Origin of the sequence: Parabacteroides sp. AF18-52 (assembly GCF_003479145.1) — a bacterium.
Lineage (GTDB): Bacteria > Bacteroidota > Bacteroidia > Bacteroidales > Tannerellaceae > Parabacteroides > Parabacteroides faecis.
On the sequence record NZ_QUGR01000011.1, the window covers coordinates 92,534 to 104,411 of the forward strand.

Sequence of the window (11,878 nt, forward strand, 5' to 3'; positions counted from 1 at the left end):
AGTTCTTTTTACAGGATATTCTCCAAAGGAAGATTCCACCCCGTACGATAATTATGTTTAATCAATCCGGCAGCAAACTCTTTAGCATTGATCGGATCCGACATTTTAGCATTAAACGAAGGATGACCAGCCTTGATTATAAAACCGTTTGAAATCATCTGCCGGATTTGTTCATTGTCACCGATATTCACAAATTCCATATTCGCTCCATCCCACTCCAATATTTTATTCAAAGATTGCAGACGAACTGCTAATACCCCCATCATGATCATTTCATTGAACGGACCCGCTTCCGAGAAATCAGATTTGGTTTTTACACGATTTTCCGGACTTTCCTTGCATGCACGTACCCAATCCTGTTCATGACCACCCTCCATCGCTCTATCTACACGGCGAATCGTTTTGGGAATATTCGGTACACGTCCGGAGAGCAGCCAGGGCCTGAGTCCGTAAGAGCCGCAAAGCAACGTATCCTTCGTTCCATGAAAAATTGTCAAACCACCACTCACTCCCATCAGCGGACGTCCCTGGGGAAATCCTGTCGGACGCTCTGGCATAAAACCACCATCATACCAATGAATTTCCACTTCCGGGAAATCCACTTTAGGCATGCTTTCCCGAACCGGATAAACAAATTTCACATACTCAGACTGTGGAGCGCAATCGATAAACCCTGGTGAAGAGGCTGCTTCCACTGACACAGGATAACCTAATTTAAGCGCTTTGAATGCAGGATGCAGAACATGGCACCCCATATCCCCCAAAGTACCGGTTCCGAAATCCCACCAGCCACGCCAGTTCCAAGGGTGATAAATAGAATTGAAAGGTCTCATTTTAGCTGGGCCGATAAACAAATCCCAATCCAATGTAGAAGGTATTTTATGTATTCTGGAAGGAGTTTCCAATCCTTGCGGCCACATAGGACGATCGGTAGCGGTTTCAACTTTCTTTACTTCCCCAATTTCACCGTTCCAGATCCATTCGCATATCAGATCAATACCTTCGTCAGAAGCTCCCTGGTTTCCCATTTGTGTCGCGACATTATATTCTGCAGCCAACTTTGTAAGCAATCTTGATTCATAGACCGAATGAGTCAATGGTTTCTGGACATACACATGTTTACCTAATGTTATAGCAGTAGCAGCAATAATAGCATGAGTATGGTCAGGTGTTGCAACCATAACGGCATCAATATCTTTATCCATCTCATCATACATCCTACGAAAGTCTTTATATTTTTTTGCCCGTGAGAAACAATTTAAGACAGGTTTTGAATACTTCCAGTCTACATCACAAAGAGCTACGATGTTTTCCGTTTCAAAAACATGCTGAATATTTGTAATCCCCATACCACCAATACCAACGACAGCAATATTCAATTTGTCCGAAGGAGCTGTATGTCCATGGCTTTTGCCTAAAATAGAATTGGAAGCTATTTGCATATCAGACTGTTTTTATTTATAATTTTTACGCAATGAAATAGTTGTCTCCGTCGGGAAATCGTCAGGTACTGGCTGTGTAACATTGCCGGTTGCCGCCCATTCGGCACCGCGCAGCAATGTGACTTGAAATCCTGTACATTGCATTGCTATATTATCATCTAGTGTATTTCCTGCATGTCCTAAAGTCGTATGAAAAATACGTGCTTTCCCATAATCGACTGTAAATATAGCCATCTCATCACGCCCGGAACCTTTCGTTGCCGGATCAGAATATCCCCAAAATAAAACATCTTTAACGATACCCGGACCACGCATACGATCGTACAATTCATCCTGTGCATGACGCCATGCCACAGGCAAACCTTTCGTTACCGGATGTTCCGGATTGCTGCAATTAAGTACGAACTCATGCTGAAAGCCATGCGAACCGGCACATCCGGGAGATTCCTTATCATACACCAACCGACCATCCCGCATGTAAATATAAGGACCGGCCGTTTCATTACGATCTTCCCATCCCCCAAAGCCGATTATCCGGTTATACTCTTTCCAATCTCTGAAAGCATTATTAGCCGCATGATAAATTATTACACCGCCTCCTTTTTCAACAAAATCCAGAAAAGATCTTTCTGTTTCTTCCGGCCATCTATCCCCATTGTAGTCGAGTACTACCAATTGGTAAGATGAAAAATCAGGTTTAAAATTAGACATGATTTTCCCGGTTTCAGGCGATACAGCGACATTAACTGCAAAGAGACCGGAATTCTCAAGAATCAGCCGGATTGCAACATGACTGATTTGCCAGGCATGATTACTCTGCCCAGTCACTATCAGTACTTTAATTTTACCTTCTTCACAACACAAAGATGATTCATATATTTTCAATAGTTCAGTCGCATCGTATAAACCATTCGGTATGATGGATATCTTACTTCCTCCAAAACAGTTAGAATGCTCTTCTTGTGAAGCGACAATCCTGCAATCGAACGAATTCTGTAATTCTTGTGTTAATTTACAGCTTTCGATAAAGTTCAAATGAAATATCAAATCCTTCTTATTCTCGATATACAATTGGAGTAAATACACAATATTACGATAATATAACTCCCATTGTTCCTTGCTTATCGTTCGTTGCACCGAAATAGCTGACGGGAAATACCAATATTTGATTCCACCTATTAAATCTGTCTGTATTTGAGGCTTTTCCGACATTAAATTTACGACACAAATATTCATATTACAGCCTTTACACGCTACAACCAGTTCACGGACATAAAGGTCAATGTCAAATATAGCTCTACGCCAGGTATGATTGATTATATACAAATTCATTCTATATTACAATTATAACAAATGGATAATCATTTCCAGATGAATTTTGTTAGAACCCTTAATCAAGACATTATATCCTTTCAACAGATTAACCGACAGATATTGGCTCAAGCCCTCCACATCAGGAAAACAGGAATAAACAGAACCGGTAGCAGCAAATTGATTTCCACAAAGAAAAACTTTGTCAAAACCATATCCATTGAGCATCTCTATTATCTCGGTATGCAGTTTCAAACTTTCTGCACCCAACCCTAACATATCACCCAAAATAACAGCCTTGGGACTTGCCGATAATGTAGAAAAATTTGCCAACGCTGCATGCATACTACATGGATTCGCATTAAAAGTATCGATAATTAACTCGTTATGTAAAGTTTTTTTCCACTGCGAACGGTAATTGGCCGGAATATAACCACCAATCGCCTGGTTGATTTTCACGAAAGGAACATCAAAATAAAGTCCGACAGTTATTGCAGCCAATGCATTAAACAGATTATAGCTACCAGCCATACGGGTCGATACCGTATGGCGTATTCCTGCATTTTCCCAATTAAAACAGAGGCAAGGATCCGCTGTTACCACTTGTCCGGAAACAAACGTATCTTTACTTTCACCATAAGAAATTTGCTCTAATCCCTCGGCTATAGATTGGAGACTTCTGTTCTCTCTATGAATAAAGATCTTACCGCCCGATTGACGTAAATAATCATAAAGCTCCCCTTTAGTTCGCAGCACTCCTTCAAGCGAACCAAATCCCTCGAGATGCGCCAGTCCTACATTGGTAATAATACCATATTTCGGCCGGACTATTCTGGCCAACTCCCGTATCATCCCCGAATGGCAAGCTCCCATTTCGATAACAGCCATTTCATGCTCTGGCTTCAAACTCAGTAAAGTAAGAGATGCCCCTAAAGTTGCATTTTCACTTTCATGTGTAGAAACCAGCTTATATCGGGTAGAAAGCACTGCGGCTACCAGTTCTTTCGTAGTCGTCTTACCGCATGTTCCTGTAATGCCGATAACAGGCGTTTTCAACATTTGGTGATGAAAGTCGGCTAATTGCTCCAATGCTTTCAGAACATTATCGACTAATATGTAACGATCATCAGTTATAACGGTGGGATCATCGACAATAGCATAACGGCATCCAGCCTCCAACGCTTTTTCTGCAAATTTGTTTCCATTATATGAAAACCCTTGTATAGCAAAAAAAAGAGAATCCGGCGAACCTTTCCTGTCATCCGTACAAATGATCGGATATTGTAGAAAAATCTGATAAAGATCGGATATAGACATCAAAGTCAATCTATTCTTCAATAACCGATGAGTATTATTTTTAACAAACCATGAACCTGTAAAATAATGAATAGCAATTGCTTTTTGTATTTTTTTCTCCAATAGTTCTTCATCGGCTTTCCCGTGAATATAATCTTGTATCTCGTTTTTTGAAAATGGAGAAACAAGTGCCGCCGGGAAAATATCAATAGAACTTTTATCCGCATATTTTTCATAAAGATTGGTCAGCATTAACGAACCTGTTGTATTCTGCACCTCCTCATACTTGTCTCCTATGTAGGAAACAGACACAGATTGCAAATGCACAATAATAGCGTTGAAAAAAGGATGATGCGGAGGCGCAACCATTAATGCATTATTAAAACAGATACTTTTGCCGTATAAACAACAATGTTGTCCCGGCTCCATCGCAAAATAGCAATTACTTTTATCCTGTATATACTTATCAAAAGGTTCCAGACATTCATAATCGAAATCGACATACAAACCTCCAATTTTATAAAGAATCAGATAACGGATAACATGCCAGCGTTGAATACCGTACGGATATCCGAAGTAGATACTGATCATTTCGGGAAAGTAATCGTATATGAAATTGTCCATCCGGTTTTCGTCCCAAAACTCATATTTCCAATCCGGATTGAATTTTTTCCACGTTTCACCTAATGATTTATACGTATCTCCCAAATATTCGGTACGTCCTTCCCAAATCTGATGAATTATTTTGGGTATCATAATGATGAATATAAATGAATCATATTCCGACGAAATATTTCAGCAGAATAATTCGCCAAATATCTTTTTCTTCCATTTTCCCCCATTTCTTTTGCTTCCGTAGGATGCAAGAGTAAATACAGTATTTTTTGTGCTAAAAGCACAGTGTCTATTTCGGTATTATCAGGCAGTTCCGTAAGGGATATCTTCAGTCCGCAAGTATGATCTACCACTTCGTTCAGTCCCGAGGTAGCAGTAACAACTAAAGGTAATGCATGAATCATCATCTCAGTGGCTACATATCCGAAAGGTTCGAACAGTGAAGGAACTACACCTATATCTGCAATGCGATATAGCTCATACAACTCATCTTTTTCCAATAATCCGGTAAACGTTATTTTTGTACAGACCGTCTTTGCTTCCCGAAGGCAAGTGTCATAGTTACCACTACCTGCTATTATCAGGTGCGCTTCTGGACATATCTGCACTACCTCACAAAATGCTTTAATTAAATAACGAATGCCCTTCACTTCGTCAAGACGACCGGCAAAAAGAATTATTTTTTCTCCGGTACGTATATTCCATTTCTTTCGTAAAAAGTCAAAATCGACAGAGGTATCAGGCACATCGCTTAAACCGTTTGGTATGACAGTTATATTTTTAGTATCCAATTCATAATCCTGACACAGTATTTCATGCATGTATTCAGATAAACAAATACAATGATCTACTTTTGAATAATATGATTTTTCCTCTTCGAACATTTTTTTTACTTCATCACCAAAGCTGTCGGAATCTACTTCGTTTAAAATGCTACGCAATCGTGTCAGATTATCAAAAACAGTAAATCCCCAGTGAGAAAAATGGACTACCGAAACAACTTTGCATTCGAATGTATTTTTCAATTCATCAGCAAAACTTCCACATTGAGGAAAATTCAAATGAAACAATAAATTGGTTTTGTCCTGTATATATAATTGAAGTAGGTAAACAATATTATGGAAATACATCTGTCTTTGTTCAGAAGGCTCCGAAACCCGTATATCCGATATTGGTTCGGGAAAATACCAATACCGGATACCGTCTACTTCTTCCATTGTTATCTGCGGTTTGTCGGAAAGCAGGTTCACCAAATAAATACGTATATGGCTATTTTTTAGCGCAGCCATTAACTCTCGGATATAAGTTCCGATACCAAATACTGCCCCGCGGCGTGTTTCATTGAAAATATATAGATTCATTTTGCTGTTAGGTTAAAGGAGGAATGTCCATGAATGGTCCGTTTTACGGAGCGCCTCCAATCGTAAAAGTCCTTCACCGGCATAACCGGTAAGAAGTCCCATACTGACTGGCGGTTTCTCTGTATCCAAATCTTCAATTTGGTTTAAGATCGTATCAATTTCATTCTGATTTGTATCGTTAAGATACCGACTACTCTGGACTTTCCGAATGAAATTGCTGATTGCGGAATCTCCCAAACGGGAAAAAGAGTTTTTAGCCTCCCATTTCCGGCATTGTTCCAACAATCCGTTACAACTCTCATATCCTGATATTCTTTGCAAATCATACAAAAAACAATACACATCTGTTTGTTCTTCAGAAGGAATATCCGCCAGATTTTCTTCAAGCAATCGAACAATGTATCCTAAACACTCTTGTGCCTGGACTGCCGGTTCTTGATAACGCAATCTCGAAATCCAATAACGTCCATATCCGGTTAGTCCGTCATACATACTAAAGTCTTGCCAGGGATCGTGCATCACAGCACGAACCATTCTTTGATCAAAATCTTCACAAATATCATCTTCTACAAGTAAAAAATCATTACGGATCAGATAATCAATCCCTACCCCAATGCCTGCTATACCTTTTTCATAATCAGCTGGACTGTTTAGATGTATTTGATTCTGCATCTCTCCAATCAAATCTACAGCATAATCGGCAAACAACATATTTTCGGTATACTGCGCATAATGAAAAAAGAAAATAGCCACCCCCATTTTGCCATGTACCAACCCCGGGGATTCTGTCAATGTACCATTTAACAAAAGCATGTTGGCAACTTGGGATAACTGTTCTTCCATTGTCATAGACTGATATTGTTGCATATCTTATTTTTTATGTTTGATCAACATGATTACAGGATTATCTTCCTCTCCTAATTTGGATGCAATTTCTTTTAATCGCCCTTTTAAACGTCCTCCCTCGTAATCCTCTACAAGTTTATAAGCTTCTAAGTATTGACAGGATGGGATTTCTCTATTTAAAGGTACCGATTTCAAGAAGGCTTCTTCTTCATCTGTGTAATCACTATTATATACCTTATAACTGAATAGAGCCTTTTCCTGCCTGTCATATACTATATTGGAAAATGGAAACAGTCTCTTTTTTTCAATTATTTCCATAAAATAGTATCTATCAGTAAGTAAGCTCAACAAAAGAAATCGTTCAGGAGCCATAGAACAAATAGGAGGAGTTCTTACAATTAATGGCTTCATCGTGTTATTTGATGAATAACTATATATTGTGTCAGCTGAAATTTCATCCAACACATAATCATCAAAATAAGGAACTATAGGAAAGACAGATGAAGGCATAAATACACTATACATTCCAGTTTTTTCATCTTTAGGAATCCTCATTACAATTGACTTTTTCTCTTCATAAGGAATTTGAATTTCTTTAGATATACTACCATCTAGTTTTGATATTAGCATAAACGATTGTCCTGTATGGAAAGCAAGAGAGTTATTATCATTAAAAGAATCATGGCAAATTAAATGTTCTTGATCAAAATCATACATATCAAAAAACAAGAAATCCTCACTGGTCGATAACTTTCGTTTAAAATTCCCTTCCAAATCGTAGACTAATATTTTTTTAGCATACATATCATTGACAAACAGTTCATTGTTGTTCTCATCCAATACAACTCGTGATAAAATGTTATATTCTTCCCCTCCTTGTCCTTTTCGATTTATCTTCCTCAAGGCTTTTCCACTACGGTCAAAAATATAAATGTTTCCATCATTGTCATGATTTGTCATAATAACATGATTACGACCCACTGCTAGAACATAGTTTCCACAAACAAATTCATTATTTGTTTCCAATGGAATATATTCTACATCCATAAAATCCTGAAGTACCAGTTTTTTCTGAGGATAACTAGCTGTGACATCAACAGTGATGAAGTTATCTTTATGGATACCAGACCGTTTACATCCCCCACATATTGCTATTATCAAAAGGATAATTATCTGTGCTGAAATTATTCTTTTCATGTTATCTATACTTTTTATGTTTGATCAACATGATTACAGGATTATCTTCCTCTCCCAATTTGGAAGCAATCTCTTTTAATTCTCCTTTTAACCGACCAGCTTTATAATCCTTAACAAGTTCCCAAGCCTCTAAATATTGACAGGATGGAATTTCTCCATTTAAAGGAGTTGATTTCAAGTAGGCTTCTTTATCATTTATGTAATCACTATTATACACTTTATACCTGAATAGAGCCTTTTCCTGATTGTCATATACTAAATCAATAATTGAAAAATCCATCTTTTTTTCAATTGCTTCCATAAAATAGTATTGTTCAGTAAGTAGACTCAGTAGAAGAAATTTTTCAGGATTCATAGATTGAATAGATGGAGTCCTTACAATAAAAGGCTTCATCGTATGGTTTGCGGAATACTTGTACAATGTATCTGCAGAAAGCTCTGTCAGTATATAATTATCAAAATAAGGCATTATAGGATAAACAGATGGAGGCATGTAAACAAAAAAGTTCCCATCTTTATCCCTCGGAGTCCTTACCACAATTGTTTTCTTCTCTTTAAATGGAATTTGAAGCTCTTTGGTAATACCACCATCCAGTTTCGAGATGAACATAAATGACTGACCAGTATAAGATTCAGTAAAATTATTTTCATTTAAGACATCATGACAAATGAAATTGTTTTGGTCAAAATTGTATATTTCACCAAACAAAAAATCTCCTTTTAGCGAGAGCTTTCGTTTAAAATTCCCTTCCAGATCGTACACTAATATTTTTTTCGCATACATATCGTTAACAAACATTTCAGCATTATCTTCATCTAAGATTATCTGTACAAAGCTTGTATATTCTTCACCACCCTGTCCTTTATGGTTTATCTTTTTCAATGCTTTTCCTTTCCGATCGAAGATAAAAATATTTCCATCACGTCCCCCTATCCTGTTTGTCGCAACTATAACATCTTTACCTACAGCTTGGATATTTCCCTGACAAAGAAATTCATCATTTGTTTCCAACGGTATATATTCAACATCCATGAAATCCTGAAGAATCAGTTTTTTATAAGGATAACTAGCCGTAACATCAACTATGATGAAATCATCTGCCAGTTGTTTATTCTCTCCACATCCTGCCGCTATGACCATGAAGAAAATTAAAATTGAATTTAGATTTTTCATAAACAATTGATGTTATGGTTGTACATGACAAAGATTCGGACGACCAATCTCTATTTCATAATTGGAAGGAGATGGACAGTGCCATTGATATAGACAAGTGTCACATGGTTGCTGATTACGTACACGAAGCCATGATTTACCTTCTTCCAATTCTTTAGAGATAACATCGTAGATACTGTGTGTCTTTATATTACCTAATACCGGATGGTTGATGTTGGCATAAATATCACCATCAGGCATAATATTGATTTTTCCAAAATCGTAAATATTCATGGATTGATTTGTAAAGAAATCATTAATAGACATGGACGTTGATAAAATATCTTCTTTAGAAAGAAAAACTTTTTCTTTAAAAAAATCTATATTATCACCTGTATACACTGGTTTTAACTGATATTTTTCAATACTAAATTCTTCTACAAGTACCTTTGCTTGTTGATAGTCATCAGATGACGAGACCTCAAAAATATATTCAAATGGTAAAGTTTGATCAAGCAACATTTGCCTTGAATGATTCCACTGTGACATATCTACAGGAAATCGAACCAATATTGAATACAAAAAATCATTCTCAAAATCTGGTTGTAAAGATATTATATTGGTATATGGAAATATCATATTCTTCAATGAAGAAAGTTGATTCAAAAAAGATAATAATATCTTGTAATTTTCAATATTTTCTAAATATCCTATAATATTAATTGTTGTACTTACCGGTAAGGATTTCAAATATGAAATAAGACTATTTATATCGCTACTATCATCGACATAAATAGTGATTTCAGATAAATATATAAGAATCTTTTTCCCTGATGCAAAACTATGTTTTTTAAATATTTTTTGGGTATCTGAATAATTAAAATAAGGTAATATTTGAACAGGTTTACCCTTAGATAAATCAACATCAATAATATCCCCCATATATTTTTTTAAGAGTTCATTGATAAATCTTTTAATATCTTGTTGTTGATACCTGTCTGAAGTTAATAAAACAACACCACAATTTTCTTTCTGAAGTATTCCATTCAATAATTCAATAACTTCGATTTTATCTGTTTCAATGAATGCGCCATCTAATGTATTATACAATAAAGCACAATTATTAACGATACTAATATGTACATACGGTTCTATTTTGAACCAATAATCTGTCAAACTTTTTTTAGAAATCATACAATTACTACATTTTCTGTTATTGATAAATTATCTTCCGGATACTTTTCAAGAAAAGAGAAAACCCGATGTAGCTTACGATCAAATGTACCTAGATCATGGAAACCTTCACATTTAAACTCTTCTGCATCCAATTTATTCAAATTGCTATTATTCATAACAAACATACAGATATCACAAGACTTATTTGCATAGCACTGCTGACATTTTTCTTTCACATGCTCGTAATAAAAATTGTATTGACGGGTAATTTTCGGAACATCTATCATTACCGTTTCTCCAACTTCTCCCACCGTTAATTTGTGATAGCTAACTTTTTCACATAACGCTAATTTACTGTTTGTAGTCAACATTAATTTTTTCCAAAAAGGCAAACAAGTACTAGTTGGTAGATATTTTTTTTCTCCTGGGAATAAGTCGATTATATTTGAAACATAATAATTTATCGAATAATTTTTTAAAAAATCGGTCAATTCCTTATACTGTAACATTTCCTCATGAGGTAAATGATTAGATTGATCTTTTATATACTCAGCCTCACTTTTTCTTTTATCATGAAACATTTTGTTAAAAAGTTCTTCTTTATTCGGACTCACATCACAGGGATTCAATTCTGCAATTCTTGGGATTTTATGATATCTTGAATAAATGAATTCATAGATATCTTTAACTGAATTTCGATTATGTAATACAGCATTGAAATTTACATGATTTATAAAATATTCAGGGTAATCCCTTTGAAGCATATCTATGTTTTCAATAACCTTTTCGAAAGAGTTTTTTTTATTTCCTCTATAAGAACGATAACTATGATTCACTTCATTCCCATCCAAACTTATAAGTAACTCAAATTCATTATCAACCAAAAAGGGTATATATTTATTTAGTAATGTTGCATTTGTAGTCATAGTGTACCTAATTTCTATTTCTTTTTCTGATTTCAGTAAATTGGCAACTTCAACTATCTGTTTTATAAAATCTCCATTAAAAAGAGGTTCACCACCAAAGAAACTTATATAGAGTTGATTTTTTTTACTTTTGTGTTTTATATCTAAAATATATTTCAGTAAAGTAATGGCATGCTCTGTATTAATTTTTTTTTGATTTCTTACATCAAATCCCTCATAAACATCACCCAATGCACAATACGTACAATTCAAATTGCAAAAGTCTGTTGTTTCAAAAACAATCTGAGGAACCTCAGCCATATTGTTTTTTATCATCGACTCGTTAACTGTACCAAAATTGACCGGTTTAGATTTTGAGAAAAAACCTTGTTTCCTTAAATATTCATATTTTTTCAAATAATAGGGATGAACATCCGGAGATCCTTCATAAGCTTTCCTGAATTCTGGATGTACTAATATCGACAATCTGAATTGATGATCATAGATATATAAATTATCATTTTCTGAGGCATGAATGAGTGTTCGAATCATGATAGATTAGTTAATGTTTATATC

At 35.7% G+C, this 11,878-nt stretch carries 9 protein-coding genes and 1 pseudogene; all 10 read right to left on the reverse strand.

Features of this window, described 5'->3' with window-relative positions; translation table 11 throughout:
* Window positions 1–8: 8 nt before the first annotated feature.
* Window positions 9–1,442, reverse strand: a complete 1,434-nt coding sequence (locus DWX23_RS17520; protein ID WP_122375406.1) for a Gfo/Idh/MocA family protein — start codon at window positions 1,440–1,442, stop codon at window positions 9–11.
* A 12-nt stretch (window positions 1,443–1,454) separates the two neighbouring features.
* A complete protein-coding gene (locus DWX23_RS17525; protein ID WP_233587654.1) occupies window positions 1,455–2,774 on the reverse strand; it encodes a ThuA domain-containing protein in 1,320 nt (439 codons plus the stop codon).
* A 12-nt stretch (window positions 2,775–2,786) separates the two neighbouring features.
* Window positions 2,787–4,070 (reverse strand): UDP-N-acetylmuramoyl-tripeptide--D-alanyl-D-alanine ligase, encoded by a 1,284-nt coding sequence (gene murF, locus DWX23_RS25195; RefSeq protein WP_229801168.1) that lies wholly within the window; start codon window positions 4,068–4,070, stop codon window positions 2,787–2,789.
* A 444-nt stretch (window positions 4,071–4,514) separates the two neighbouring features.
* Window positions 4,515–4,805: pseudogene (locus DWX23_RS25275) on the reverse strand (glycosyltransferase family 32 protein); the annotation flags it as partial.
* Window positions 4,802–6,025, reverse strand: coding sequence for a TIGR04157 family glycosyltransferase (locus DWX23_RS17535; protein WP_122375408.1), 1,224 nt, complete (start codon window positions 6,023–6,025; stop codon window positions 4,802–4,804). The gene DWX23_RS17535 and the pseudogene DWX23_RS25275, both read right to left, overlap by 4 nt.
* 12 nt (window positions 6,026–6,037) lie before the next feature.
* Window positions 6,038–6,892, reverse strand: coding sequence for a hypothetical protein (locus DWX23_RS17540; RefSeq protein WP_122375409.1), 855 nt, complete (start codon window positions 6,890–6,892; stop codon window positions 6,038–6,040).
* A 3-nt stretch (window positions 6,893–6,895) separates the two neighbouring features.
* The gene (locus DWX23_RS17545; protein WP_122375410.1) at window positions 6,896–8,068 is read right to left on the reverse strand and encodes a 6-bladed beta-propeller; all 1,173 of its coding nucleotides are present in this window, start codon (window positions 8,066–8,068) and stop codon (window positions 6,896–6,898) included.
* Window position 8,069: 1 nt separating this feature from the next.
* Window positions 8,070–9,242 (reverse strand): 6-bladed beta-propeller, encoded by a 1,173-nt coding sequence (locus tag DWX23_RS17550; protein ID WP_122375411.1) that lies wholly within the window; start codon window positions 9,240–9,242, stop codon window positions 8,070–8,072.
* A gap of 12 nt (window positions 9,243–9,254) precedes the next feature.
* Complete coding sequence (locus tag DWX23_RS17555) at window positions 9,255–10,415, reverse strand: TIGR04150 pseudo-rSAM protein (protein ID WP_122375412.1); 1,161 nt, start codon at window positions 10,413–10,415, stop codon at window positions 9,255–9,257.
* Window positions 10,412–11,854 carry a radical SAM peptide maturase gene (locus DWX23_RS17560; RefSeq protein ID WP_122375413.1) on the reverse strand — a complete coding sequence of 481 codons (1,443 nt, stop codon included), beginning with the start codon at window positions 11,852–11,854 and terminating at the stop codon, window positions 10,412–10,414. Before DWX23_RS17560 ends, DWX23_RS17555 begins: the two co-directional genes overlap by 4 nt.
* Window positions 11,855–11,878 lie beyond the last annotated feature (24 nt).

Coding starts and splice junctions, on each gene's coding strand:
- DWX23_RS17520 (WP_122375406.1), bottom strand. CDS start 1,442: ATGCAAATAGCTTCCAATTCTATTTTAGGCAAAAGCCATGGACATACA.
- DWX23_RS17525 (WP_233587654.1), bottom strand. CDS start 2,774: ATGAATTTGTATATAATCAATCATACCTGGCGTAGAGCTATATTTGAC.
- murF (WP_229801168.1), bottom strand. CDS start 4,070: ATGTCTATATCCGATCTTTATCAGATTTTTCTACAATATCCGATCATT.
- DWX23_RS17535 (WP_122375408.1), bottom strand. CDS start 6,025: ATGAATCTATATATTTTCAATGAAACACGCCGCGGGGCAGTATTTGGT.
- DWX23_RS17540 (WP_122375409.1), bottom strand. CDS start 6,892: ATGCAACAATATCAGTCTATGACAATGGAAGAACAGTTATCCCAAGTT.
- DWX23_RS17545 (WP_122375410.1), bottom strand. CDS start 8,068: ATGAAAAGAATAATTTCAGCACAGATAATTATCCTTTTGATAATAGCA.
- DWX23_RS17550 (WP_122375411.1), bottom strand. CDS start 9,242: ATGAAAAATCTAAATTCAATTTTAATTTTCTTCATGGTCATAGCGGCA.
- DWX23_RS17555 (WP_122375412.1), bottom strand. CDS start 10,415: ATGATTTCTAAAAAAAGTTTGACAGATTATTGGTTCAAAATAGAACCG.
- DWX23_RS17560 (WP_122375413.1), bottom strand. CDS start 11,854: ATGATTCGAACACTCATTCATGCCTCAGAAAATGATAATTTATATATC.